Here is a 25,840-nt window from a genome sequence, read left to right as displayed (position 1 = left end):
CGGTTCTTTGGGACAGCTGTGCGGCTTCCATGAGCACGCCGCACCGCGGCCAGTCAGCTAGTGAAGCATCCTCCACTTGGCTAGGCTGAGATGGACTCGTGACAGTGGCCGGAGGCAGCCAGACCGCTTGTGGTCAGGCTCCGGCCGTAGGGCGGAATCACGCAGCGGACGCCAGTCCGGGCGCCGCCACGCTAAGGAGAACAGAATGAATCAGCAAAGCCAGGGCCAGCCGGGCCAGCAGGGCGTCGGCCAGGCGGGTCCTGCCCAGCAGGGCGCAGGCCAGGCACCGCACGGGGCAGGATCGTCCGGGCGGCCGGAAGCGCACAGCGCTGCGCCGACTTTCATGAAGCAGCAAGGCGTGCGGAATGAGGCCGTTGCCGGACCTTTCACCGTCCGTGACCTGACCGTCTTCGCAGCCACCCTGGTTCTCTTCGTTGCATCGCTGATTCCGATGTTCGCCGTGCGCTACAACCTGTGGAACCTCGGAAGCCTGTTCTTCCTGGGGCTCGGCGTGGTGCTGCCGCTCATTGTTGCGGCATTGTTTGCCGCCCGCCGGCTCGCCCCTGACACGAAGGTCCGGATCGGATCCCTTTCCGTGGACCAGTTCGGTTCGGTGGTTGCCTCGTTTGCGGTCGGCTTCTTCTTCCTGTCCGTTGCCGGAGCGTACACGCCCAGCCTGCTGGTGGCGCTGATCGGCTCCCTTGTGCTGCTGGCCGCCACAGTGCTGGCCCGTTACATCCCGTTCTTCGCCGGCGACTTCCTGGACCGCGCCGAGGTGCCGGCCCACATCATGGCGCGAGACTCGGCCGTTCCGGTGCGCAAGCCCAAATCATCCAAGGAGCCGAAGCCTGCCGCTGCTGCGCCGGGTGCTTCTTCCACCGGTGCTTCCGCGGGCGCTGCTTCGCCCGGTGTTTTGTCCGGCAGCGCTGCGGGCGCAGGTGCGGCTTCTACGGGTCCTGAATCCCGCGGTCCTGTTTCCCACGGTTCCGCTTCCCATGGATCCGCTTCCCACGGTGCGACGGCGGTCGGCCAGCCGGGGGGCGGTGCAGCCCAGGCCGGGGCCTCCGGCACCGCGACCGGAATATGGCCCGCCGCTAACGCGGCCAGCAGCGCCGCCGCCGCACCGGAAACGGGACCGGCCGCCGTCGTGCCGTCTGTGCAGACGGGTGGCGCCGCACAGACGAGCACAGTGCCGTCCGCCGAGGCCGAGGCCGCCGGCGCCCAGCCAGCCACCCCCGAGGCCGAGCAGACCCAGCTGGAGGCAGCCACGACCGCCCCTGCGGCCGGCGCAAATTCAGTCGGCAGGGAGGCGGCAGCCACGGAGGCGCCCGCTGCGGAAGCCCCCGTGGCCGAAAGCAAGTCCGACGCTGCTGCAGGTGAAGCCGCGGAGGAGGCGGCACGGGCGGCCTCGGCCACGCCTGCCACCGCCGTTCACCCGAGGGTGGACATTCCGCAGCAGGCGAGGTCGCAGGAACCGATCGGTGCCACCGTTGACCCGGCGAGCCGGCCGGAGGAGTCCGAACAGGAACAGGTCCACGAGGCCTTCTGGTTCGCTGTGGCACAGCACCGCACTGCCGTTGACGAGCGCACGGGCGCACCGCTGTTCGGGATCGAGCCCGGTGGCTGGGTCCTGGCCCTCGAAGACCGCGGGGACGAGTTCCTGGTCCAGCACACGGACGGCCGGGTGGGCGTCCTGCGCGACCTCAGCAACATCGAGCGCGGCTAGCCGGCCGCCGTGGCCGACTCAGCTTCGCGCCGGCGCGGCACGCCGGACGGCGTCCCTGTGGCTCCTGCTCCCGCGGAGATTCCGGCCGCCGTTGTTCCGGCCGATGCTCCAACGGAGATCGGCGGGCACGCCATCGCCGCCGAAGTTCCAGCCGGTGCCCTCCCCGCCGAAAACGGGGCGGCGGCTAGCCCGCCGGCCCGTTCCGGCGAGTCGCCCCTGGCCCTGAAGCGCCGGGCGCGCAGGATCAACCGGGCCCTCGCCGAGCAGTACCCGTATGCCCACGCCGAGCTCGACTTCCGGAACCCCTTCGAGCTCCTCGTGGCCACGGTGCTCTCCGCGCAGACCACTGACGTGACGGTCAACCTGATCACGCCGCTGCTCTTCTCCCGCTACCCGGACGCCCGCGCCATGGCGGAAGCGGACACCGCGGAGCTGGAAGCCATCATCAAGCCGACGGGGTTTTTCCGCGCCAAGACACGGAACCTGCTCGCGCTGGCGAACCGGGTGGTGGACGAGTACGACGGCGTGGTGCCCGGCCGTCTGGAAGACCTGGTGACGCTTCCCGGCGTCGGACGGAAAACCGCGAACGTGGTGCTGGGCAATGCGTTCGGCATTCCGGGCATTACGGTGGACACCCACTTCGGGCGGCTGGCGCGGCGCTTCGGCTGGACGGAGTCGGACGACCCCGTCAGGATCGAGTCCGACGTGGCGGAGCTGTTTGAGCCCAGGGACTGGACCATGCTGTCCCACCGGGTGGTCTTTCACGGCAGGCGGGTGTGCCATTCCCGCAAGCCGGCCTGTGGGGCCTGCGCCGTGGCCAACTGGTGCCCCAGCTTTGGCTCGGGCGAGACGAACCCAGCCAAGGCCGCGAAACTGCTGAAGTACGAACTGGCGCCGGGAAACGAGGAGCTCCTGGAGAAGCTGCTGGCCGAGACGCACCGCGCCGCCGAAATCCGGATGGAATCGCAGCGGAGGACTCAATGACAGCGCGCCAGGATTTGGTGGACCTCGTCGATTCAATCCGGGCGGGAACCGGTCCTGCCCGGAATCCTTACTGGCAAAAGCTCACCGTTGACGAGTCCGTTGTCCGCAAAGCGGCCGTTCTGATCCTCTTCGGAGCCCTGGACGATGTGCCCGCAGCCTCCGGTAAGCCGCTCGTGGCCGCCGACCTCGACGTCCTGCTCCTGGAACGTGCCCACACCCTTGATGACCATCCCGGGCAGGTGGCATTTCCCGGCGGCGGTATCCATGTCGGTGAGACGCCGGTGGAGGCCGCGCTTCGGGAAGCGGAGGAGGAGACCGGCGTGGACCCTTCCGGCGTCGAAGTGCTGGGTGCCCTGCCGGAACTGGCCCTTCCGCGCGGAAACTTCCTGGTGACCCCTGTCTTGGCCTGGTGGGCTTCGCCGTCGCCGGTCCGGGTGGTGGACTACGGCGAGTCCGCCCAGGTCTTCCGGGTGCCGGTCCGCGATCTGCTGGACCCCGAGAACCGCACCATGGCGGCCGTGACCCGCATGAACCAGACGTTCCAGAGCCCGGCGTTCACCGTGAACAGCCTTGTAGTCTGGGGCTTTACAGGCATGATTCTGAACGAACTGTTCGACCAGTTGGCCTGGGCCGTTCCATGGGACAGGACCAGGCTTCACCCGCTGGACCTCTGACGGTACTGCTGGCTGGCCCGTCCGCGGCTGGTGTTCCGGCTGGCTATCCCGCCAGGGTCAGTGCTGCGATTTCCGCAGATCCACCACCAGGCCGGTGGCGGCGTTTTCGCGCAATGCGTTGATGCCGGCCACTACTCCCGAAACACTCTTGAACCGCGGCGACTCTGCCACGATGTTTCCGTCCCCATCCATGAGTCGGAACTTGTAGGACTGATCGCTATCCTGGTGAACTTCAAACTTGCCCGCCATTGGCGTGGAAACCCCCTGCTGATGCTTCGTCGCACGTGCCGAGCCAACTTATTGCCACTGCCCGGCCACCATCGAGCTTAGTGGCCCACGCCACATGATGCGAACTACCCGCCGGTACATTACTCAGTACAACCGCTTATTCCGTATGGGGCGGATGTGACTTTTGTTTCCCGTGTGCACCGGCTATTGTCCTGCCCCTGCGGGCGGCAGGTGTGCCGTCGCGGGCACTTTGGAGACGCCGCCGTCGTGAATTACGACGGCGGCCGGCTCGTTGCGCGTCAAAGTACGCCGTTTCGGTTGGGCCGGCTCTGGCGGCCGGATTACTTTGCGTTGTCGTAGGAGTCGACGACGGCGACGCTCACCGGGAACTCGACCGGAATGGGGCCAAACAGCAGCTCCTTGGCTGCGTTGGCTGCTTCCTCGATGGCGCTGATGCAGTCGTCCACGGCGGAGTCGGGGGCGTGGACCATGACCTCGTCGTGCAGGAAAAACACGAGTTCCCCGGTTGCTGAACCGGTGGCACGCATGGTGCGCAGCCGGCGTCGCAATTCCGCCAGCCAGCAGGCGGCCCAGTCCGCCGCCGAACCCTGGACGACGAAGTTGCGCGTGAAACGTCCCCGGGAACGGGCGATCGCGTCGGCGCGGCGCTGCTCCTCCGCAGAGGTGGACCGCTGGCTGAGGAACCACCGTTCCGACGGTGGCGGGCTGCTGCGTCCCAGGCGCGAGCTGACGGTCCTGCCGGCTTCGCCGTCGCGGGCGGCGCGCTCGACGAAACCCACGGCGCGCGGGTAGGTCCGGGCCAGCTGCGGCATTAGGCGGCCTGCCTCGCCGGAGGTGGCGCCATACATGGCCCCCAGCAGGGCCATTTTTGCCTTGCTGCGGTCGCCGCCGAACCCCTTGGCGGCGATTCCCGCGTAGAGATCCTGGTCCCGGGCGGCCTCGGCCATGGTCGAGTCCTGGGCGAGGGCGGCAAGGACACGGGGTTCCAGCTGGGACGCGTCCGCCACGATGAGCTTGTACCCCGGGTCTGCATGCACGGCGCCGCGGACCTGGCGGGGAATCTGCAGAGCCCCGCCGCCGCGTGACGCCCAGCGGCCCGATACCACTCCGCCCACCACGTATTCGGGCCGGAACCTCCCGTTCCGCACCCAGGCGTCCAGCCACGCCCAACCGTTGGCGGTGTGCAGCCGCGACAGCTTCTTGTAGGCCAGCAGGGGCGCGATGGCCGGGTGGCTGGACCCCTTCAGTTCCCATTGCCGCGTGGACTTCACCTCGATGCCGTTGCGATGCAGGGCGCGCATCAGCTCCTGTGGCGAGTCCGGGTTCAGTGCCGGGGCGTTCAGCAGGCCTCGGAGTTCGGTGTTGAGGGCCTCAAGCTTGGCCGGGCGGTGCCCAAGCGGAGGCCGCGGGCCCAGGTGCTCCGCCAGGATGTGCTCGTGCAGCTCCTCGCGCCAGGGCACGCCGGCATGCTGCATTTCCGCTGCCACCAGGGCGCTGGCCGACTCGGCGGCGAGGAGGAGCTGGAGCCGCTGCCGCCGGTTACCGTCTCCTGCGGCGGCTGCTCCCGCTGCGACTCCGGTGGCGGCTGCGAGGGCATCCTGCTGCGCGGCGTATTCGGCACGCAGTTCAGCGAGGGTTTGCCGCGGTTTGGTGGCCGCGCCGGGGTCGTCGAAGAGCGCTCCCTGGTCCGCGGGCGGAGGGGGCGGCTGGAGGAGCCGCGGCGGCTGCAGGTCGTCGTCCTGCGTGAGCTTCTCGGCGTTTCGGGCGTACGGGGTGTGGGCAGTGAATTCGGAATGGGCCAGGATGGCGCCGCACAAGGAGAGGTCGTAGCAACGCTCCACGTCGACGCCCGCCGCCAGCAGTGACGGGTACCAGTCCTGGGTGCGGTGCCAGATCCAGCGAGGACGCCGCCTCTCGAGCTCGCGGACGACGGCGGCGAGCCCGGTTCCGTCGTCGGGTGCGGTCTGGGGTGCGGTCTGCGCCCCGGGGTGAATGGATGGCGGGGCCGAGCTGACGATCCGGGGTTCCGGATTGTCGGGATGGGGGAGGCCTGCCGCCGTGAGTTCCTGTATGGCTGCGCCGTCGGGGTGGGCGGCGAGCAACAGATACATGTTTCCAATTCTGCCCTGCCGCCGTGCTGTTCGGCGTCGCAGTCGACTTCTTGGGCGCTACCTTGTTTGTCTGCGAAGCCTTGTGTCTGCGAAGCCTTGCCGCTCCTGTCCTCAACAAGGAGCCGGGCGGCCGGTTTTCCACATACAGCCATGCGACTCTGACAGGCGGTGGTTCCGTTGGGCACAGTTGCTGCATGAGCAGGCACCACGCCCGGAACCGGCGACTCCCATCAGACCCTGATAGCGCGCTGCCGGATGCTGCCGTGCCTGATGTTGCCGTGCCTGATGCACAGCGCAGGCCGGCTCCGGTGGGCCTGTCGCCAGGTTCTGAACCCGGAACCTGGCTCCCTGCTGACAGCGGCGACGTCCTGCTCGTCACGGGCTTTGAATTCCTGCGGGGCGAAGTGGAACGGATTGTCGCGGCCGCCGGCGGACGGCTCCGGGTGGTGGACGATGTGGCGGAGGCCGCGCCGTTCTGGGATTCCGCCTCCGACGTCCTGGTCGGCAGCGATGTCCGTGAACTTCCGCCCCGGCGCCGCGCGCCAGCTGTACTGGTCGGCCTGAGCGGGGAAGGGGATACGCTCTGGCACCTGGGCGCTGCCCTAGGTGCACAACGCGTCGCCGTCCTTCCCGACGCCGCCGCCTGGCTGGCCGAGTACCTCAGCCGGTCCCGTTCACCCGAGGCCGGAGGCTTGGTGCTCGGTGTTACCGGCGGCTGCGGAGGGGCGGGTGCCACCACCGCCGCTGCATGGCTTGCGCAGTCAGCAGCCGAACTCGGTGCACGGGTCCTGCTCGTGGACGCCGATCCCTGGGGCGGCGGACTCGAACTCGCCCTGGCCGCGGAGGAATCGCCGGGTCTCCGCTGGCCGGATTTGGCCGATGCCAGTGGCAGCATTGACCCGCAGCAGCTCGCGGACGCCTTGCCCATCGCCGGCGGGTTCTCGTTTCTGTCGTGGCCCGGAAGCAGGGAACGGCCGCCCCTCGTGGACCCGGTCACCGTGGGAGGCGTGCTCGACGCCGCGCGGCGGGGCTACGAGGTGGTGATTGTCGATATCGGCCGCAACGCCGAGCCGCTGCGCACGTTCGCCTGGGATTGCGACCGCCTGCTGGTAGTCGTCCCCGCCCACCTGAAGGCTGCAGTCGCCGCCGCACGGCTGTTGCAGGAGCTTCCGCCCGTCGAATCCGCCCTGGTCATCAGGGGAAAGGCGGGGGTTGCGCTGGACGCCGCACTGGTCGCCGAATCCGTGGGGCTCCCCCTGCACGGCGTGATGCCCGAGGTGCGGGGCACGGCCTCGGCCACCGAGCTTGGCCGTCTGCTCGACCAGGGCAGGCGGAAGAGCGTGCGGCGTTTCGCTTCCTCAGTGCTTGGCTTCCTCGCCGGCGATCTGCAGGGCGGGGACTTCCGGTGAGTGCTCACTCTGGAGGGGCCACAGCCGGTGCAGATGCCGGTGTCCGTTCCGCGCCTGGGTTTCCCGGTGCACCTGTTTCCCGCGCCGCGCTCGCCGAGACTGCCGGGCGCAGGCGTACGGCCCGGGTCCTGGACGCGGGGCTTCTTGAGACCGTCCGCGAGTCGGTCATGGCCGAAGCCGGGCCGGTTACCCCGTCCCGGGTGGCGGCTGCGGTGCAGGCCACCGGGAAGCTGCTGGGCACGGCAGGTTCCCTTGCCGCCGCTGAGCGCATTAGCGCTGAGCTCAACGGCCTCGGGCCGCTGCAGCACCTGGTCCGGGATCCGTTGGTCACGGACGTCTTCGTGAACGCCCCGGACTCCGTTTGGCAGGACAGGGGCCACGGCATCGAACGGACATCCGTAACCTTCGCGGGGGAGGCGCAGCTCAGGGCACTTGCCGCCAGGCTGGTGGCATCAGGCGGCAGGCGGCTTGATGACGGATCGCCGTGCGTGGATGTGCGGCTCGAGGGCGGTTACCGGGTCCATGCCGTCCTGCCGCCCATCTCGGCGGCGGGCACGCTGCTCAGCATCAGGATCCGGCGGGAACAGGTCTTCACCATGGACGAGCTCCGGGCCGGTGGCATGTTTGGGCCACTGGTTCAATGCGTTCTGGAGCGCATGGTGGAGCAGCGGTTGAGTTTCCTGATCAGCGGAGCCACCGGCTCCGGAAAGACCACCTTACTGTCCACCCTGCTGGGGCTTTGCCCTCCGGGGGAGCGGCTGGTCCTGATCGAGGATGCCTCGGAGCTGAACCCCGTACACCCGCATGTGGTCTCGCTGGAATCACGGCACGGAAACCTCGAGGGAGGCGGCGAAGTGGACCTCGGGGAACTCGTCCGCCAGGCCCTGAGGATGCGGCCGGACCGGCTGATTGTGGGTGAGTGCCGGGGCTCCGAGGTGCGCGAACTCCTGACAGCCATGAACACCGGCCACACGGGAGGCGGCGGGACAATCCACGCCAACGCCGCCAGCGCGGTTCCGGCCCGGCTCACCGCTCTCGGAGCGCTCGCCGGGCTTGGGCAGGAAGCGGTCCGCCTGCAGGTTGCCAGCGCCCTTGATGTGGTAGTGCATGTGGCCCGGTCGAGACACGGACGCTACGTCGCGTGCATCGGCATCCTTACCGAGCGGGCCGGTGGCCTGGACGTCGCCGTGGCCCTGGACGTTTCAGCCGGCAGTCCAGTTCCCGGGCCCGCATGGGCGGCCCTCGCCGAGCGCCTGGTCCTCGATCCTGGCCTGGCGCTGGAGGCAGGCACCGTCCCCAATGAAGGCCTGGCCGGGCCAGCAGCGGGCAGGCCGGAGCGGGCGCAGTCCGGCGGGACAGCCGTGTCAACGGGACAGGACGGTTAGGGGAGCATGAGCGAAAAACGCGGGGCCCGCAGGGCAGCAGCATGACCGCGGCCCTTGTTGGTGCACTGCTGCTTGCCGGGTGGCTGATACTGAGACCGGCGCGGGGGCCGGTTCGGCGCGCACGCATTGCCCTCGGCCTCAGCGGTTTGGCCGGTGGACGTGTTCGCCGTAACGGCCGGCCCGCCACGACGGACCAAGGCGGGTTTGGCCTCGCCCGTGGCCGACGCCGGGAGAACTTCGTGTCCCTGACGGTTGTGGTTCAGCAACTGGCTGCCCTGTTGAAGGGCGGCCGGTCCCCGTCGCGGCTGTGGGACGAACTGTGGCAGCTCTACGTGGAGCAGGGCTCCGCAGATGACGACCCCCGCCGGCAACGGCTCAGCCCCGGATCGGCGGCTGTCCTGTCCGCCGCCAGGGGAGCGGCACTGCGGGGAGCCCCGGTAGCCGAGGCAATACGGTCGGCCTGTTCGTCCCCGCGTCATGGAGCGGGCGGCCGTGAGCCGCGGGTCTGGGCTGAGCTGGCAGCCTGCTTCGAGATAGCGGCCGCCAGCGGCTGTCCGCTGGCCGACGTCCTGACGCGCTTTGCGGCCCAGCTCGAGGTGGAAGACGACGCCGAAGCAGCCCGGCAGACGGCGCTCGCCGGACCGAAGGCAACGGTCGCGCTGTTGACCTGGCTCCCCCTGCTGGGACTGGGACTGGGTGTCTGCCTCGGCGTGGACCCGCTGGCGATGTTGCTGGGCACACCGTTCGGGGTGGCGGCGCTGGTCGCCGGCACCGGACTGACCGTCGCCGGCCGCATATGGTCCGCAAGGCTCGTGCGGGCAGCGGCCGGCGCAGCTGCGCCATGAAGACGCGCCAGCCGGGTTACCCCGGCATGAAGAAACGCCGGACGGGCTGCCTCTGCGTGACCGGATCAGGCCAATGAGCGGATCAGTTCTGGCTGCTGCCCTCATCTCCCTGGCCCTTGCGGCCGCCGCAGGCCTCGCCTTTAGCGGAACCGCTCACGTGAGATCAGGGCTCCTCCGCCGGAGCGGACTGGCGGCGGGTAGCGGCGTCGCGGCTGGGGACGACCGCTCTCAGGGCCGCTCGGAGCAGTCACCGGGATTGCGGGATACTGCCATGATGCTCGAGCTGATTGCCGCGATGCTCCACGCAGGTGCGGGTATCGGACGAGCCTTGGAGCTGGTGGCTTCTGTGGCCTCACCTGAGTACGGTCGCGCCCTGCGGCCCGTTGTGGGAGCCATGGCCATTGGAGCCGACTGGGAGACCGCCTGGCGGAGTTCGGACGTGCGCTCGCCGGAACTATTGGCCCTCCGGGACGCCTTGGGCTTCGCCGCTCTGACCGGTGCGCCGTCGTCGTCAATTCTTTATGCCCAGGCCGCCAGAATGAGGCGGGAACGCTTCCGGGCCGCGGAGAAGCGCGCGGCTTCCCTCGGGGTGAAGCTGGTGGTTCCGCTGGGGCTTTGTTCACTGCCCGCCTTCATATGCCTGGGGGTCGTTCCTGTGCTGCTTGCCCTGGTTCCCTCGGGCAGCTGAGTTCCCTCTAACGACTGGGCCGGGTTGGTGCGGGAGACGCGCCGCAATGTCCCGTGCCGCATGCCCGGGGGCTGACCCTTTGTTCCTGACGCATGTCCGTTTCCGGTCGCAGGTTCGGCCACGCTGGCGCTTTTTGCCCGGCGCTAAGACTGGTCCCCGCAGCAAGCTTTTTCGCGCTGCCATGCATTTGCTGCTGTCACATTTTTCACGCTTCCGTGCGGCCACACTGCCGCGCGGCCGCCGCGGATGCACCGGCACTTTCCCTCCACATGCGGCCAGTCTGTCTGCTTTTCCACTTAGGGAAGTTCAGGCCTTACCGGTCCGGACGGCGGACGGGAGAGTCGAATGCACCGGTAATTCGCCGGAACTCCAGAAAGGAAAATTCATGTCCCTCAACCACCACATCCCGGGTGAAGCCGCCCGGCCCCTGCGCCAGGATTCCGAAGAAGCCGATGTGCGGGAGATCTACCCGGGCGCCAGCATGGCGCCGCGGGTGAAGCCCCGGTCACGCAGGCGTCTGATGGGCTCGGAAGCCGGCATGGCGACCGCCGAATATGCCATCGCCACGCTGGCAGCGGTGGGTTTCGCCGGGCTCCTGGTGTTCATCCTGCGAAGCGACGAAGTCCGTGGCTTCCTGCTCAACCTGATCCGTACGGCGCTGGCCCTGCCGTGAAACCTCCGCGGACCCTTACAGCGGCCGGACCTGAGTCCCGCCGGCAGCACTGGAAGCCATCCGGAGACAAGGCCGGCAGCCGCGGTCAGGGGAAGGCCCGCGGCGCCGAGAGCCAGCACCGGAACAGCCGCGGCGCGGTGACCGCGGAATTTGCGGTGGCTCTTCCGGCGGTCCTGCTGCTTCTGGCGATGCTGCTGGCGGGGTCTGCGGCGGGAATCACCCAGCTGCGGCTGGAGGATGCGGCCCGGGCTGGCGCCAGGGCACTCGCGCGGGGTGAAGACCCTGCCGCCGTCGACGGTATCGTCCGGAAGCTGGCAGGCCCTTCGGCCTCGTCGGCGCTGGTGCCCGGCGGCGAATGGATGAGCGTCACAGTGTCGGACCGGGCGGCGGGACCCCTGGGACGCATGGTGCCGTGGACGCTGACAGCCAGGGCAGAGGCACGCAGCGAAACGGCATCATCGGCGCCGTCTCCTGGAACGGAACTCCCGGCGCAGGCGGCACGGGCAGGGCATGGATACGGCATTACTGCCGGGCGGCCACTGTGAGCCGGGAGCGTCAACAGCCCCACGGCCAGCGCAGGAATCCGGTGTCCGGAGTTGAATCCGAACGCGGATCGGGCACTGTGCTGGCCGCGGGGCTCGGCATGGTGGTTGTCATGGTCATGTCCCTGCTCCTTTTGCTGGCGCAGGCGTCGGCGGCGGCGTCCAGGGCTGCTGCATCGGCCGACCTCGCTGCGCTGGCCGCGGCGGACGCGCTCCGCGGTGTTTCAGCGGGGGAGCCTTGCGCCGTGGCTGCCGCGGTGGCTGCCCGCCATAAAGCAACGCTCGTCAGCTGCATCGCGGGAGGCGACCAGTCCGTCGAAGTCAGCACCGAGCTGCCTGCTGGGCCCCTCCTAGGCGTCGCCACCGGCCGCGCCAGGGCAGGACCGCCGCCCTAAGCTTGGCTGGCTCCTAAGGGCACGGAGCTCCAAAAGAGCACCGGGTTAGACGGGATTTGAGCATCACTGTTCGGGGACGGTTCCTGGCCTGACCCGGCGTCATTTGGACGGCGGTCGTAACCTAGACCGCGTTCGGCGCCGGTGCGGCCGCCTTGGAATCCTGTGGCGCTGCCCCGTCCCGCGCATCCTTCAGCAGGACATCGATAAGGGTGACTGCCGCGTCCTTGTCCAACGGGTTGTTCTTGTTGCCGCATTTCGGCGACTGGACGCAGGACGGGCATCCGGATTCGCACTCGCAGGCCTCGATCGCGTCTCTCGTGGCCGAGAGCCACACCTTGGCTTTCTCGAAGCCTCGCTCGGCAAAACCGGCACCGCCCGGGTGCCCGTCGTACACGAAAATCGTCGGCACGCCGGTGTCGGCATGGATTGCGGTTGAAACCCCACCAATGTCCCAGCGGTCGCTCGAGGCAACAAGCGGCAGCAGTCCGATGGCGGCGTGCTCGGCCGCGTGCAGGGCGCCAGGGAACTGGGCTTCAATGAGTCCGGCGCCTGTGAGTGACCGGTTCTCCACCACAAACCACACGGCCTTCGTAAACAGGTCCCGGGCTCCCAGGTCGAGCGGTTCCTCGCCCAGGACTTCATTGGAAATCAGGGCCTTCCGCTGAAAGGAGACCACTTGAGTAGTGACCTTGACGTCACCGAAGTGGACGGCAACATCGCCCCACTGCGCAGTCCGCTGCGTCTCGAGGACCTCGATCTGCGTGACGTCCCGGGCTGTCGTGTAGTAGTCGGGGTTGGCCCGGCGTACCACCACGCAGTGATCGTCCTCGTTCAGGTCCTCCACCACGTAGCTGTCACCCTGGTGGACGTACACGGCCCCGGTATGGGCCTGATAGTGCGTCTGCGGCGAATCCATGGTTCCCAGCAGCGAACCGGTGTCGGCATCCACAATGCTGACTGGCCCGCCGCCGTCGGCCCGCAGGCTCACCATGGCGGCCGCGCTCTGCGGGTGGGTCCAGAACCAGCCGGCCGGGCGCCTCCGCAGGTACCCCTGTGCCACAAGCTGCCCCAGGAGTTTCTCCGCAGTGGCTCCGAACAGCGGCAGCTCGGCCACGCCAAGGGGGAGCTCGGCGGCAGCGGCACAGAGGTGCGGGCCTAGCACGTAGGGGTTGGACGGATCAAAGACTGTGGCCTCGACGGACACATCGAAGATGGCTTCCGGATGATTGACCAGATAGGTGTCCAGGGGATCGTCGCTGGCCACAAAGGCGGCGATGGCGTCCTGTCCGGCGCGGCCGGCGCGGCCGATCTGCTGAAAGAGGGACGCCCGGGTGCCAGGCCAGCCGGCCACCAGCACCGCGTCGAGCCCCGAGATGTCGATCCCCAGTTCAAGGGCCGAGGTGCTGGAAATGCCGAGCAATTGCCCGGTCCGCAGTGCCCTTTCCAGGGCGCGGCGTTCCTCCGGGAGGTATCCCGAGCGGTAGGCCGCCACGCGTTGCGGCAGGCTGGGGTCGACTTCGTCAAGGAGCCGTTTGGTGATGGAAGAGATGGTTTCGGCGCCACGCCTGGACTTGATGAACGCGATGGTCCGGACCCGTGCCGAGACAAGGTTCGCGAGAAGGTCAGCTGTCTCGGCCACCGCCGTCCTGCGTTCCTTGGCACCGTTCTCGCCGCGCACCTCGCTGAACGCCGGTTCCCAGAATGCCACTGTGGTGGATCCGTGCGGCGAAGAGTCTTCCGAGACTCCCTGGACCGTGGCGCCAATGAGCCGGCCGAAGGACTTCTCTGGCTCGGAGGCAGTGGCGGACGCCGCAATGAAGACCGGTCCGGCAGAGTTGCCATCGGCCGCGTAGTAGGCGCAGATGCGCCGCAGCCGGCGCATCAGGTTGGCCACGTGGGAACCGAATACGCCGCGGTAGCTGTGCGCCTCGTCCACAATCACGTAGCGGAGCCGCCGGAAGAACCCCGCCCACCAGGCGTGGTTGGGCAGGATGCCGAAGTGCAGCATGTCGGGGTTGGCCAGGATGAAGTTCGCGTGGTCGCGGATCCAGCGGCGGGAGGCCTGATCGGTGTCGCCGTCGTAGGTTTCAGCCCGGACGGTTGGGAGGTTCAGGGACCTAATGGCTGCGAGCTGGTCTGCCGCCAGCGCCTTGGTGGGCGAAAGGTACAGCGTCACAGCGCCGTCGTCATGGATTTTTCCCGGGTCCGACAGGACGCGGAGCTCGGACCGGTGAATCGCGTCGAGGGCCGGCAGCTGGTAGGCCAGGGATTTCCCGGATGCCGTGCCGGTGGCGATCACCACGTGCCTGCCGCCGTGGGCAATGTCTGCTGCCCGGATCTGATGCCGGTAGGGCTGGTGGATGCCGAGTTTGCCGTAGGCCGCGACCAAGTCCGGGTGGGCCCAGTCCGGCCATGGTTCGTGCACGGCGGCGCGCGCTGGAATGGTCCGCACATGCCGGAGCTGCTCCGGGTCTGGGCCACGGCCCAGCAACGGAATCAGCGAGTCATGGGGGTTCACCCCAACATTCTTTCATCCGGGCAAAAATCGCCCGCATGGACCAGCGAAACCGGCACAGAACAGCTGACCCGCTACGGAACCCGGAAGGCCGGAACGGCAGGAAGGGTCAGACCACGGAGAGGTCGGATCCCTCATCGCAGGCGGAGAGCATCAGCACGTGGCACACCGAGGACCAGCCCAGATGTGAATACAGTTTCTGTCCATCCAGGGACGCCAGGAGAAGTCCGTCCTCCACGTCGTGGGAGAACGCCTGCGCCGCCAGCGCCTTCATGATGAAGCTACCCAGACCCCGGCGCTGGAAGGAGGGTTCGGTGACGATCTTGTCGAACACCGCGGTGCCGTTGATGACCACCACGCGGCCGCTCACCGCCAAAGTGTCGCCCGAGCGCACTTCGGCGAAGTGGACCCCGTCGGACTCCCACGTTTTCAGGGACAGGTCGTCGTCCGAGAGCCACGGGTCCTCGGAGTCCTGGGTTTCCATGTCCACGACCATCATGGTCTGGGATGCTGACGTGGCGTTGAGGTTGTGTTGCTCAGCCAGGAGCTTGTAGCGTCCCACATCATTGGTCAGGACGGTCAGGACCCGTTTGGGGGCCTCGGCAGTCTTTGCCGCCAGGTCCGCGAATTCCGCGTCCGTAGGATCGGAGGCGAAATATTCCCAGTCCCCGGTCGTGTCCGCACGCAAGGCGGCGGGGAACCGTCCCTCGGTGCGCGTCTCATAGCCCCGGCAAGCAGCCCAACCGGCTACCCAGACTTCAAGCAGATGAGTGATGTCTCCAACCATGGCTTCTGGCGTCATGTGATGAGAGTATTCCAGCGCTGTCATAAGCAACAGGGCTTTGGCGCTTGCTTATGCAATTGTGATAGGCGGCTTTTCCTCGGTCCGAATCCGTCCCCGGCGGCCACCAAGTACCCTTAAATACGTGGCTTTGAACCGAATCGTACTCTTTTATGGCTTTACTCCCATCGCAGACCCGGACGCTGTCCGGCTCTGGCAGCGTGCCCTGTGCGAAAAGCTCGGCCTGACCGGGCGGATCCTCATCTCCAAGGACGGCATCAACGCCACCGTCGGCGGGGAGATCGGGGCCGTAAAGCAGTACGTGAAAACCACCCGTGAATACAAGGGCTTCCATGGCATCGACGTCAAATGGTCCGACGGGGGTGCGGAGGACTTCCCCCGCCTGAGCGTCAAGGTTCGCGACGAGATCGTTTCGTTCGGTGCTCCCGGTGAGCTGAAGGTGGACGAAAAAGGCGTCGTGGGAGGCGGGACGCGTCTGTTGCCCGAGGAACTCCACGAACTCGTCGACGCTAAGATGGCCAGCGGCCAGGACGTCGTGTTCTTCGACGGCCGCAACGCGTTCGAAGCACAGATCGGCAAGTTCAAGGACGCCGTTGTCCCTGACGTCGCTACCACCCACGACTTCATCACCGAGCTCGACTCCGGCAAGTACGACCACCTGAAGGACCAGCCGGTCGTCACCTACTGCACCGGAGGCATCCGCTGCGAGGTGCTGTCCAGCCTCATGGTGAACCGCGGCTTCAAAGAGGTGTACCAGTTGGACGGTGGCATCGTGCGCTACGGGGAAAAGTTCAAGGACCAAGGCCTGTGGGAAGGTTCCCTCTACGTTTTCGACAAGCGCATGCACCTCGAATTCAGTGAGGACGCCAAAACCATCGGCGAGTGCGTCCGGTGCCAGGCGCCCACGAGCAAGTTCGAGAACTGTTCGAACCCCAGCTGCCGGACGCTCACGCTGTACTGCGCAGTGTGCGCGGCCAGCCCCGAGACCCTGCGCTGTCCGGACGGCTGCGCCGCCGCCTGAGCAGGAGGTACGGCTGCGGCCCCAGCAGTCCGGGCCCGGCCGCGTCTTAGATGCAGCGTCAGATCCGGCTGATCCGGTAGGCGAAATTGGCGTCCGACCGGGCCTCTACCGTCACCCGAAGCACGGAGTCCTCGGACAGGTGCACCACGTTGACGCGCGACGTGCCGCACCGGAGGCTCAGGTCCACCAGGGCGAACTCAGCGTCGCGGACTGTGAATGAGACCCGCCGCTCGCTCCGGCACGCGAGCGTGAGGGAGTACGTGCCGCCCGGCAGCTGCTTGGTGGATTCTGTCTTGCTTTGGCCCCTGGCAACGCTGCCGTAGCTTGTGTGGAAGACCTGTCCCTCGGCGTCGGGGAGGACTTCCTCCGCCCACTCGGTGAGCTGCTGACCCGCCACCGGCACGTTCTCCAGCGGATCGCGCGGCAGCACGGGATCCGTTACCACAGGGGCGGCGGCCGGAAGTTCGCCCCGGCCGTCGTCGTAGCTGTATTCACAGCCGCCCAGAACGGCCGCCACCAGCACAAAGAAAAGCACGACGGCGGGTGCCGGCGCCCGCAGCCAAAACGTGCGTTGCGCCCGCCCCAGGAAACGATGCGCGGAGGCTATCCGCACCGTGGGCATACCCCGACTTTAAGCCTGCCGGCGGCGCCGGTATAGATGGCAATCCGCCGGGAGAAAAAATTCTCCCGGGCCGGCCCGAAGCTGTGAGATCCATGAGGCTTCGCCGCTGACTGTGGCCTGCTTTAACGCGCCGGAACCAGATGGTAGGCGTACAGGAGCGGCGCGTCCACGCTGGAGGCGCTGATCTCCATCTGCCCGGCCTTCGGTACGGTGATCGTCGTGGTTTCGCGGCTGCCATTGCAGGCCGCTCCGGCTTCCGTCAGTTCCTTGCCGGCGAGCGTCACGGCGAAGAACGCCTTGCCGCCGCCGTCGCAGGTAATGGTCAGCGTGTAGTCACCCGGCGGAACGCTGGCCGCCGCCTGGATAATCCTGTCCCGGTTGAGGATCTTGCCGGAGTCCTCCAGCACTGCCTGGCCGTCGGAGGGCAGGGCGGTGGCCCGCCACTGCGGAACATCGGCATTTTCGATCGACACCACGGGGGAGCAGGCAGTAGCTGCCAGCAGTATGACGGCGGACGCCGCCGCCCCGCTCAAGGCACGGGAAATCAGAGGACAACGTTCAGCCATGACTTCAAACTTACCCGTTTGAGGTGCCGCCGGATTCCGTCCCCCTCCTCCCGCTCCGCAGTGAGGCCACAAAAGAGACAAGCCTGTCCGCCTCAGTCAGCACTTTGGCCATGCCTGCGGAGGTCGCCAGCACCCGCTCGCCCCGGGACTCCAAGGTCACAGGAATGACTGTGGTCCGTGCCGCGGCGTCCGGCGGCACCGCAGTTCCCTGCTGCGGGGCCCGCGGTGCCGCAGCTTCGTGATGTGGGGGCTGCGATTCCGTGGGCTGCGGTTTCGAGGCCTGGCGCCTGGCGCTCTCCTCGGACAGGGTCAGGGCATCGATCTTGGTGCCTCCGATCTTGTCCAGCATCTCGTAGTCCTCGTCGATGCACAGATCGCTGGCCGCAAGGTGCTTCAGCGCCACCAGGCCCACGATTGCCCTGCTGAAGTCGCGGTCCATGGCAAGGTCGATGGCCCACTGCGTCCGCCTCCACCATTCGTCCCGCCGGTCCGCCTCGCGCCGGTGGGCGAGCGTGCGCCACGCGATCCAGGCAGCAATGACGGCGGCGAGCAGCGGTGCGAATGCCGCCGCGTACCGCAGCCAATCGGGGTCGGCCGCCACTGCCTGGGTTCCGAGCATGGCCCCACTGTAGCTTCAGGCGCGGACAACAATCAGGCGCCGACGATAATGAGGCTCCACATGCCATACCCGAGTCCGCTGCCGGAGGAGACCGAAAAGGATCGGGACCGGCACGCAGGCATGGCCGGGAAATAGACTTGGCCGGTGACCGAACCAACGCACTTCACCGCCGGCAACACTCCCGACGCGCCCCGCAGCGACCTGCCCGACCTCCTGCAGGCCCTGGCCTCGGACCTCCGCGAGGTGGGCTACACCCTGGCGGGCGTCGGGGAACTGCTGGGGGAATCCGCGTACGCGGCCCTGAACCGGGACCAGCTCATCCCGGCACTGATCGCGACTGAAGCAGCAGCCGCCGGCGAGGCGCACACCGCAGCGTTGGCCGCCGTCGTGCGTTTCTGGCTTTTGGCCGTTCCGCAGGAAGCTGAGGTGCTGGACGGTGCGCTGCCGCGGACCCGCGCCGAAGGCCTGGCGGCGCTTGGGCTGGCGAAAATCACGGGGACCGAGGTTGCCGCCGAAGCGGACCTGCGTCCCTACGGCTGGGACGCGGGCGGGAACGGCGGCGCCGAGATCTGGGTGGCCAGCGACCTCGCTGCGCACCAGCGGCCCGGCGTCCTCAGGCACGACCATGTCCTGGGCATCGGGCAGGCATCCACCACCCTCGTCCAGACCACCATCCGCCGCCACGCCGACAGAGCACTGGACCTGGGCACTGGCTGCGGCATTCAGACCTTTCATCTTCTGCAGCACAGCGGCCACGTCACGGCCACGGACATCTCGGAGCGCGCCCTCGCATTCACGCGCTTCAATCTCTTGCTCAATGCCGAGGCCCTGGCCATTGATCCGGCGCGGCCGGCAGAGCGGGTGAGCCTGCGGCTCGGATCGCTCCTCGAGCCTGTTGCCGGCGAGGCTTTTGACCTCGTCGTGTCCAATCCGCCGTTCGTCATCACGCCGCGCACTGCGGGTGAGGCCGCGGCCGACCAGTTCACGTACCGCGACGGCGGCCTGCCGGGGGACGACATCGTGGCGTCGCTCATCCGCTCCCTGCCTGATGTGCTCGCCCCCGGCGGAACGGCCCAGCTTTTGGGCAACTGGGAGATCCCGGAGGGGTCGGCGTGGGATGAGCGGCCGCAAAGCTGGGCCGGTCCGGACACGGACGCGTGGTTCATCCAGCGCGAACAGGTGGGGCCGGAGCAGTACGCCGAGACGTGGCTGCAGGACGCCTCGGAAACCCGGGACCGCCGGCACTACCAGGAGGCCTATGCCGCGTACCTGGCGGACTTCGCGTCGCGGAATGTCGGCGGGATCGGCTTTGGCATGGTCTTCCTGCGCCGGCCGGCCGGTGAGCGGCGAATCCGCCGGTTCGAGGAGATCACCTATCCGATTGAACAGCCGGTCGGGCCGCATCTGGGGGCGGCGGTGGAACGCGCTGATTGGCTGGCGGCCCACGACGTCTCCGCCGCCCACCTTCTCGTGGCCGAAGACGTCACCGAGGAGCGTCACCAGCGCCCCGGCGCCGAACACCCCGGCGTCATCCTGCTGCGCCAGGGAGCCGGCCTCCGCCGCACCAACCTGCTGAGCACCGAGCTGGCGGGCTTCGTCTCCGCGTGCGACGGCGACCTGACCGCCGGACAGATTATCGGCGCCCTTGAGGCGCTGCTGGGCGGGACGGAGGGGTTCGACGGCGATGCCTTCCGCAGCGGCCTGCTCACCGAAGTGGCCAATCTGGTCCGGGACGGATTCCTGCTGCCTGTTGTGCCGGACTGACCCGCAAGCCCGGAGAGCGCGAACGGACACTTGCGGCCCGGCATGAAGCGCGAACGGACACTTGCGGCCCCTTCAGGGGTGCTCAAGTGTACGTTCGCGCTGGGAAGGCGGAGGCGCTGTCAGTTGGCTGCGGCCCGGCCCATCCCGGGGGCGGGGACGTCCATGGTGAAGCCGCACATGCAGCGGTAGGTCACAGCGTCGGCTGCACCAACGGCCTTTACGGAGCGGATCAGGCGCTGGCCGTCCACCCTGATGGCCATTTCCAGGGAGAACTCCTGATCCAGACGCTTCATGGGCCGCCGGCAGTGCCGCGGGGTACCGGTTGCAGCCAGCAGGGAGCCTCGGGTGGCGGCTCTGGCATCCAGGCTTGCGCCCGTCAAGTGGCCGGCGGGCGGGGCTGCCGGGGTCAGAGTGTCTTCGTCGAGGGTAATCACGGTCATCCTTTGGGCTTCTCACGGGACCGCCAACGCTGGCGGCCCCGCCGCGAACTGCTTGCGGGAGGTCTGTTTACGGAAGTAAGCAAAGCATGCTTACTATTTCCGAAGCAAGCCGACTGCCCGAAAACCGGGGATATCAAGCATTTCCTTCAGAGCTCCTTTGTGCTGCGTAGACTGATGAAGTGAGTACTGATACGCCGTCGTCGGAACCAGCGGAAACCCCGCCGGCTGCAGCTGCAGCGACGACGCCGGAAGTCGGGGTGCGGCGCAGGAGCCGGCCGGAAAAGAAGGTGGAAATCACCGACCCCAAGGCGATCCGGGCCCTGGCCCATGCAGCCCGCCTGGAGGTCATTTCCGAGCTGTACTCCACGCAGTCCAGCCGCACGGCCACGGAACTTGCCCAGCAGACAGGGCTCACCCCCAGTGCGATGAGCTACCACCTGCGGGCGCTGCAGAAGTGGGGCATCGTGGTTCCGGCCGAGGCGTCGACCGACGCCCGCGAACGCCGGTGGAAGGCCGCGGGCACGGACTTTGCGATCAACTCGGGCGGGGCAGTGGCCGGCCCGGACTTTGCGGTGATCGACCTCGAACTGGATGCGTTCCGCCGCCGCGCCAGCGCCTACGCCCGTGCCCGGGACGAACAGCGGCAAAGCGGTGAGTCTGGGGAGCCGGCGCCGGCGGTGCTGCTCGCCAGCAACCTTCTTTACCTCACGGCCGGGCAGCGCAGAGAACTGACGGAAAGGGTGTTTGAGCTGCTCCGGAACTATGAGCTGGACGATCCCAACCGCATTCCACCGGGCGCCGAGCGGATCGCCACCATGTGGTCCATGATTCCGGACGACCGCACTCTGCCGGGGGCACCAGGCGGCCGCGGCGGCACCTGACGGGCGTGGGGGACGGGCCTGTGCCGGCCCGCTGGGACCTGGCCGTGCGGCCGGCAGTCCCGGCCGTGACGGGGGCCACCGTTTTCCACATGACAGCGCAGAATTCTGCAAAATATGGTGAACTAGGCCAATATGGGCTGATCTGCCCGAGCAACCTTTTTCTGTAGGAGCACTGTGCCAAGCAAGGCCAAAACCGGCAAGAAACTCGTGATTGTGGAGTCTCCGGCCAAGAGCAAGACCATCGCCAAGTACCTGGGCGAGGGCTTCATCGTTGAGGCCTCCATCGGTCACATCCGCGACCTGCCGCAGCCGTCCGAGCTCCCCGCGGACCTGAAGAAGACCTCCCTCGGCAAGTTCGCCGTCGACGTCGAAAACGACTTCAAGCCCTACTACGTGGTCTCCCCGGACAAGAAGAAAAAGGTGGCCGAGCTCAAGGCCCAGCTCAAAGACGCCGACGCGCTCTACCTCGCAACCGATGGGGACCGCGAGGGCGAAGCTATCGCGTGGCACCTCCTGGAGGTCCTGAAGCCCAAGGTCCCCGTATACCGGATGACCTTCGGCGAAATCACCAAGGAAGCCATCCACCGCGCCATGGACAACCTGCGCGACGTCGACGCCGCCCTGGTTGACGCGCAGGAAACCCGCCGCATCCTGGACCGCCTCTACGGTTACGAGATCTCCCCGGTGCTGTGGCGCAAGGTGGCGCGCGGGCTGTCCGCCGGCCGCGTGCAGTCCGTGGTCACACGCATGGTGGTGGACCGCGAACGGGAGCGCATGGCGTTCAAGTCCGCGTCCTACTGGGACCTGACCGGGCAGTTCGGTGCCGATGCCGGCTCCTTCAAGGCCAAGCTCGCCGCCGTTGACGGTGCCAAGGTGGCCACCGGCCGGGACTTTAATGACGACGGCGAACTCACCTTGCGCAACGTTGCGCACCTCAACGAGGAACTCGCCACCTCCTTGGCCGCTGCCCTGCAGGACGCCGATTTCCGCGTCCGCTCGGTGGACACCAAGCCGTACACGCGCCGCCCCGCAGCGCCCTTCACCACCTCCACGCTGCAGCAGGAGGCCGGCCGCAAGCTGCGGTTCTCGTCCAAGAGCACAATGCAGATCGCCCAGCGGCTGTATGAGAACGGCTACATCACCTATATGCGTACGGATTCCTCGGCGCTGAGCGACGAGGCCGTCACGGCCGCGCGCCGCCAGGCTGCCGAGCTGTACGGCCCCGAATACGTTCCGCAGTCGCCGCGCGTCTACACCAGCAAGGCCGCCAACGCGCAGGAGGCCCACGAGGCCATCCGTCCCGCCGGTGACTCCTTTCGCACCCCGGCGCAGGTTGCCAAGCAGCTCAGCGGCGACGAGTTCCGGCTGTATGAGCTGATCTGGAAGCGCACCGTCGCCTCGCAGATGGGTGATGCCAAGGGCTCCACGGCCACCATCCGCCTGGGCGCGGTGGCCTCCGACGGCCGCGACGCCGAATTCTCCGCCTCCGGCACGGTCATCACGTTCCCCGGCTTCCTGGCCGCATATGAAGAGGGCAAGGACGAAAGCCGCGGCGACGACGATTCCGACGAGGCCCGCCGCCTGCCGAACGTCGCAAAGGGTGACGGACTGACCGCCTCGGAGATCATCGCCGTCGGCCACGAAACCTCGCCGCCGCCGCGCTACACGGAAGCTTCCCTGACCGCCGAGCTGGAAAAGAAGGGCATCGGACGCCCGTCCACGTACGCCTCCACGATCTCCACCATCCAGGACCGCGGCTACGTGCGTAAGCAGGGCTCAGCACTGGTGCCGAGCTGGATCGCGTTCTCCGTGGTGCGGCTCCTCGAACAGCACTTCACGGACTATGTGGACTACGAGTTCACGGCCGACATGGAAGGCGACCTGGACAAGATCGCCAACGGCCAGGCTGTGGGCGCGGCCTGGCTCAAGCACTTCTACTACGGTGAAGATGCCGATCCCGGTCTGCTCAGCATCGTGAACAACCTGGGCGAGATCGACGCCCGCGAGATCAACTCCGTGCCCATCGCGGACGGCATCACGCTGCGCGTGGGCAAGTTCGGACCCTACCTGGAGAGTTCGCTGCCCACGGTGGACCCCAAGACCGGCGAAGTGGTGGAGTCCGCCCGCGCCAACGTTCCGGAGGACCTTGCCCCGGACGAGCTCACCGCCGCGAAGGCAGTGGAGCTCATGGAAACCGCGGCTCCCGAGGAGCGGGTCCTGGGTGCCGATCCGCACACAGGCCACACGGTCGTCGCCAAGAACGGCCGGTACGGCGCCTACGTCACCGAGATCATCCCGGAGATGACCGAGGAGCAGCTGGCCAACCTGCCAGTCGAGTATTACAAGAACGGCAAACCCAAGCCGCCGAAGAAGCCTGTCAAGGCCAAGCCGCGCACCGGTTCGCTGTTCAAGTCGATGACCGTGGAATCAGTCACGCTGGACGAGGCGCTGCAGCTCATGAGCCTTCCGCGGGTCCTCGGTCAGGACGCCGAAGGCAACCCGATCACCGTGCAGAACGGCCGCTTCGGCCCGTACCTGAAGAAGGGTACGGACTCACGGTCCATCGGGTCGGAAGAGGAAATCTTCACCATCACCCTGGAGCAGGCGCTCGAAATCTACTCCCAGCCCAAGCAGCGCGGTGCCCGAGCCGCGGTGCCGCCGCTGGCCGAGTTCGGTCCGGACCCCGTGTCGGAGAAGAACATCGTGGTGAAGGAGGGCCGCTTCGGTCCGTACATCACCGACGGCATCACCAACATCACCGTGCCCCGCAGCACCTCGCTGGAGGAACTGACCCGGGAACGCGCCGTCGAACTTCTTGCCGAGAAACGGGCCAAGGGCCCGGTCAAGCGCACCACCACGCGCAAGGCCCCGGCAAAGAAGGCTGCAGCGAAGAAGTAGAGCCCGCTGGAATAGCGGGGCGAATTGCGTCGTGCCCTGTGACGTGGTCGAGTAGATGCATGACTGAACAGCCGGAACCCGCAGATACCACGCCGCTGAACGACCTTGAAGAGAAGCTGGCCCGGGGCGGCCAGCCCGACGCAGATCCGGTGGACGTGATCCTGTCGTTCCTCAACAACGAGGTCTACATCATCAGCTCCGACGCGCTCGAGGGCGAGGACTCGCAGGTTGAGCCGCTGGTGCTGGGCAACGCGGACGGCCAGCCGGTCCTTGCCGTGTTCTCGCACCCCAGTCGGGTGGACGCGCAGTACCTGGAGGCCGCCCCGAACGTGCTGGGCACGCAGGGCGCGGCGATCATCGCCAACATTGGCGATGAGCTGGGCATGGTCATCAACCCGGGTGCGGCCTACGGCTTTGAGATCAACCCCGAGGGCATCGCCAACATCAGGCGCGACTTCAAGCGCGCCGATGAGGTGGACCCCAACCCCGCGGGTCTCGAAGGCGAGTAACTCATCGCGGCCGCAATGTAAGCGACGGGTTGCGTCCGCTGCGCCGGCGGGGGGAATAATGGCAGGATGCGGCTAGGCGTCCTCGACATCGGTTCAAACACTGTCCACCTCCTGCTGGTGGATGCCCACCCCGGCGCACGGCCTGTGCCTTTCGCCTCGCATAAGCGCCCTCTTTCGCTGGTGCAGTACCTCGATGAGGACGGCAACATCACCGACGCAGGCCAGCACGAGCTCACGGAGTTCGTGCTCGAGGCCTGGGAGTTCGCGGCGCGGCACAAGGCCGACGACCTGCTGGCCTTTTGTACGTCGGCCATTCGCGAGGCCACCAACGGACCTGCGGTACTGGCCCGGGTGAAGCACGAAACCACCGTGACGCTGGAGGAGCTCACGGGCAGTGAGGAAGCGTCCATGACGTTCTTCGCCGTCCGCCGCTGGTATGGCTGGGGCGCCGGCACTGTCCTGAACTTCGACATTGGCGGCGGTTCCTTCGAGATGGCGCTGGGGCAGGATGAGCTGCCGGAGCTTGCAACCTCCGTGCCCCTGGGTGCGAGCCGGCTGACCCGCGACTGGCTGCACGAGGATCCGCCCTCCGCGAAGAGCGTCAAGGAACTGCGCCGCTACATCCGGACCACCCTCAAGCCGGTGGTCCGCAGCTTCAACGAGGTGGGCAGGGCGAATGTCCTGGCAGGGACCTCCAAGACCTTCCGTTCCCTGGCACGGATAGCCGGTGCAGCCCCCAGCGCCGCGGGCCCGTACGTGAAGCGCGACCTGAACCGCGCGGACCTCGGCATCTGGGCACAGCGGATCTCTGCGATGAAGTCCGAGGACAGGCTGCACCTGCCGGGCGTCTCCGAAGCGCGTGCCAACCAGCTCCTCGCCGGCGCGCTAGTGGCTGAAGCGGCACTGGAGCTTTTCGAGTACAAGAAAATCAAGATCTGCCCGTGGGCGCTGCGCGAGGGCCTCATCCTCCGGCGGCTCGACCAGCTGGTGTTCGACGGCCCGCTGGAGCCGGCACCGCACGTAGGCGTCCCGCAGGTCTCACCCCTGCCGGCCATCTAGGGTCTTGTCTGCCGGCCAGGGATGGCACAGAGCTGCCCTCTGGGCTCGGCTTTGAAACGAGTAAGCGCCGGCCGGTTACGCAGAAGAAGCTGGGGGGAACACTTCTGCAACCGACCGGCGCCACGCCAGTCCCGAAGGACCGGCTCCATCACTCGCACCTGTGAGGCGTTTTCAACTTTAGCGAGGGAGTATGGGTGTTCTGGGGGATTTACCTGGAAATCGGCTGGGAATCCGTCAGCAGCCGGACGGGAGCTTAAAAAGCAAAGACACCGACGGCCTGCTGCAGGAAAATGGGCAAAACCACTACAGACCGCCGGTGCCTGACAAGCATCCCCATGCTTGCTTCATCACTCGCACCCTCAATGAGGTAATACCTAAGTTAGGGGCCGAAGGTGTGTGAATGCTTCGACCGCCATGTGAGCTTCCTGTGAATGGCCCCGGCCTGCATCCGGCGCGACGAACT

Annotated in this window: 24 protein-coding genes; 16 read left to right on the top strand and 8 right to left on the bottom strand. The window is 67.4% G+C overall.

Annotated elements, in window-relative coordinates; translation table 11 throughout:
- The first annotated feature begins 205 nt into the window (after positions 1-205).
- The 3 genes from QFZ23_RS20170 to QFZ23_RS20160 all read left to right on the top strand — a co-directional run bounded on the left by QFZ23_RS20170 (position 206) and on the right by QFZ23_RS20160 (position 3,384).
- Positions 206-1,726, top strand: a complete 1,521-nt coding sequence (locus QFZ23_RS20170; protein ID WP_306925688.1) for a hypothetical protein — start codon at positions 206-208, stop codon at positions 1,724-1,726.
- 216 nt (positions 1,727-1,942) lie between these two features.
- A complete protein-coding gene (gene nth / locus QFZ23_RS20165; protein WP_306926951.1) occupies positions 1,943-2,710 on the top strand; it encodes an endonuclease III in 768 nt (255 codons plus the stop codon).
- The gene (locus QFZ23_RS20160; protein WP_306925686.1) at positions 2,707-3,384 is read left to right on the top strand and encodes an NUDIX hydrolase; all 678 of its coding nucleotides are present in this window, start codon (positions 2,707-2,709) and stop codon (positions 3,382-3,384) included. Before nth ends, QFZ23_RS20160 begins: the two co-directional genes overlap by 4 nt.
- A 57-nt stretch (positions 3,385-3,441) precedes the next feature.
- Here the strand turns inward: QFZ23_RS20160 and QFZ23_RS20155 are convergent, their stop codons facing one another.
- On the bottom strand, positions 3,442-3,633 hold the full coding sequence (locus QFZ23_RS20155; RefSeq protein ID WP_043417572.1) for a YegP family protein: 192 nt from the start codon (positions 3,631-3,633) through the stop codon (positions 3,442-3,444).
- A 320-nt stretch (positions 3,634-3,953) separates the two neighbouring features.
- Positions 3,954-5,744, bottom strand: coding sequence for a bifunctional 3'-5' exonuclease/DNA polymerase (locus QFZ23_RS20150; RefSeq protein ID WP_306925682.1), 1,791 nt, complete (start codon positions 5,742-5,744; stop codon positions 3,954-3,956).
- Positions 5,745-6,052: 308 nt separating this feature from the next.
- Here QFZ23_RS20150 and ssd point away from each other — a divergent pair, with 308 nt between their 5' ends.
- The 7 genes from ssd (at position 6,053) to QFZ23_RS20115 (ending at position 11,681) form a co-directional block, all read left to right on the top strand.
- Positions 6,053-7,153 (top strand): septum site-determining protein Ssd, encoded by a 1,101-nt coding sequence (gene ssd / locus QFZ23_RS20145; RefSeq protein ID WP_306926950.1) that lies wholly within the window; start codon positions 6,053-6,055, stop codon positions 7,151-7,153.
- Positions 7,150-8,538 (top strand): TadA family conjugal transfer-associated ATPase, encoded by a 1,389-nt coding sequence (locus QFZ23_RS20140; protein ID WP_373427906.1) that lies wholly within the window; start codon positions 7,150-7,152, stop codon positions 8,536-8,538. Before ssd ends, QFZ23_RS20140 begins: the two co-directional genes overlap by 4 nt.
- 41 nt (positions 8,539-8,579) lie before the next feature.
- Complete coding sequence (locus QFZ23_RS20135) at positions 8,580-9,383, top strand: hypothetical protein (protein WP_306925681.1); 804 nt, start codon at positions 8,580-8,582, stop codon at positions 9,381-9,383.
- Between the two features lie 73 nt (positions 9,384-9,456).
- A complete protein-coding gene (locus tag QFZ23_RS20130; RefSeq protein ID WP_306925679.1) occupies positions 9,457-10,071 on the top strand; it encodes a type II secretion system F family protein in 615 nt (204 codons plus the stop codon).
- Between the two features lie 385 nt (positions 10,072-10,456).
- The gene (locus QFZ23_RS20125) at positions 10,457-10,744 is read left to right on the top strand and encodes a DUF4244 domain-containing protein (RefSeq protein ID WP_306925676.1); all 288 of its coding nucleotides are present in this window, start codon (positions 10,457-10,459) and stop codon (positions 10,742-10,744) included.
- Complete coding sequence (locus QFZ23_RS20120) at positions 10,741-11,289, top strand: TadE family type IV pilus minor pilin (RefSeq protein ID WP_306925674.1); 549 nt, start codon at positions 10,741-10,743, stop codon at positions 11,287-11,289. The genes QFZ23_RS20125 and QFZ23_RS20120 overlap by 4 nt, the downstream gene beginning before the upstream one ends.
- 41 nt (positions 11,290-11,330) lie before the next feature.
- Entirely contained in the window at positions 11,331-11,681 is a 351-nt protein-coding gene (locus QFZ23_RS20115; protein ID WP_306925672.1) for an Rv3654c family TadE-like protein, read from the top strand.
- A gap of 121 nt (positions 11,682-11,802) precedes the next feature.
- On the opposite strand, the gene QFZ23_RS20110 is transcribed toward QFZ23_RS20115, so the two are convergent.
- Both QFZ23_RS20110 and QFZ23_RS20105 read right to left on the bottom strand, forming a co-directional pair.
- On the bottom strand, positions 11,803-14,199 hold the full coding sequence (locus QFZ23_RS20110; protein WP_306925670.1) for a DEAD/DEAH box helicase: 2,397 nt from the start codon (positions 14,197-14,199) through the stop codon (positions 11,803-11,805).
- A gap of 106 nt (positions 14,200-14,305) precedes the next feature.
- Positions 14,306-14,998 (bottom strand): GNAT family N-acetyltransferase, encoded by a 693-nt coding sequence (locus tag QFZ23_RS20105; RefSeq protein WP_306925668.1) that lies wholly within the window; start codon positions 14,996-14,998, stop codon positions 14,306-14,308.
- A gap of 124 nt (positions 14,999-15,122) precedes the next feature.
- On the opposite strand from QFZ23_RS20105, the gene trhO reads away from it, so the two are divergent.
- On the top strand, positions 15,123-16,019 hold the full coding sequence (gene trhO, locus QFZ23_RS20100) for an oxygen-dependent tRNA uridine(34) hydroxylase TrhO (protein ID WP_306925667.1): 897 nt from the start codon (positions 15,123-15,125) through the stop codon (positions 16,017-16,019).
- Between the two features lie 58 nt (positions 16,020-16,077).
- Here trhO and QFZ23_RS20095 read toward each other — a convergent pair whose 3' ends face one another.
- The 3 genes from QFZ23_RS20095 to QFZ23_RS20085 all read right to left on the bottom strand — a co-directional run bounded on the left by QFZ23_RS20095 (position 16,078) and on the right by QFZ23_RS20085 (position 17,826).
- Positions 16,078-16,641 (bottom strand): hypothetical protein, encoded by a 564-nt coding sequence (locus QFZ23_RS20095; RefSeq protein WP_306925665.1) that lies wholly within the window; start codon positions 16,639-16,641, stop codon positions 16,078-16,080.
- A 122-nt stretch (positions 16,642-16,763) separates the two neighbouring features.
- Complete coding sequence (locus QFZ23_RS20090; RefSeq protein ID WP_306925664.1) at positions 16,764-17,207, bottom strand: hypothetical protein; 444 nt, start codon at positions 17,205-17,207, stop codon at positions 16,764-16,766.
- Between the two features lie 10 nt (positions 17,208-17,217).
- On the bottom strand, positions 17,218-17,826 hold the full coding sequence (locus tag QFZ23_RS20085) for a hypothetical protein (RefSeq protein WP_306925663.1): 609 nt from the start codon (positions 17,824-17,826) through the stop codon (positions 17,218-17,220).
- 144 nt (positions 17,827-17,970) lie between these two features.
- On the opposite strand from QFZ23_RS20085, the gene QFZ23_RS20080 reads away from it, so the two are divergent.
- Positions 17,971-19,590, top strand: coding sequence for a DUF7059 domain-containing protein (locus tag QFZ23_RS20080; RefSeq protein WP_306925662.1), 1,620 nt, complete (start codon positions 17,971-17,973; stop codon positions 19,588-19,590).
- 119 nt (positions 19,591-19,709) lie between these two features.
- Here QFZ23_RS20080 and QFZ23_RS20075 read toward each other — a convergent pair whose 3' ends face one another.
- Positions 19,710-20,024, bottom strand: coding sequence for a hypothetical protein (locus QFZ23_RS20075; protein WP_306925661.1), 315 nt, complete (start codon positions 20,022-20,024; stop codon positions 19,710-19,712).
- A 185-nt stretch (positions 20,025-20,209) separates the two neighbouring features.
- Between QFZ23_RS20075 and QFZ23_RS20070 the strand changes: the two genes are divergently transcribed.
- The 4 genes from QFZ23_RS20070 to QFZ23_RS20055 all read left to right on the top strand — a co-directional run bounded on the left by QFZ23_RS20070 (position 20,210) and on the right by QFZ23_RS20055 (position 25,377).
- Entirely contained in the window at positions 20,210-20,911 is a 702-nt protein-coding gene (locus tag QFZ23_RS20070; protein WP_306925658.1) for an ArsR/SmtB family transcription factor, read from the top strand.
- Between the two features lie 174 nt (positions 20,912-21,085).
- Positions 21,086-23,809, top strand: a complete 2,724-nt coding sequence (topA, locus tag QFZ23_RS20065) for a type I DNA topoisomerase (RefSeq protein ID WP_306925656.1) — start codon at positions 21,086-21,088, stop codon at positions 23,807-23,809.
- 59 nt (positions 23,810-23,868) lie between these two features.
- A complete protein-coding gene (locus QFZ23_RS20060; protein ID WP_306925655.1) occupies positions 23,869-24,318 on the top strand; it encodes an SseB family protein in 450 nt (149 codons plus the stop codon).
- A gap of 66 nt (positions 24,319-24,384) precedes the next feature.
- Positions 24,385-25,377 carry a Ppx/GppA phosphatase family protein gene (locus QFZ23_RS20055; RefSeq protein ID WP_306925653.1) on the top strand — a complete coding sequence of 331 codons (993 nt, stop codon included), beginning with the start codon at positions 24,385-24,387 and terminating at the stop codon, positions 25,375-25,377.
- The last annotated feature ends 463 nt before the right edge of the window (positions 25,378-25,840 follow it).

The sequence above is a fragment of the Arthrobacter globiformis genome, from assembly GCF_030818015.1.
Lineage (GTDB): Bacteria > Actinomycetota > Actinomycetes > Actinomycetales > Micrococcaceae > Arthrobacter > Arthrobacter globiformis_C.
Note: the sequence above shows the minus strand (reverse complement) of the source record. Positions and strands in the feature narration are given on the sequence as shown.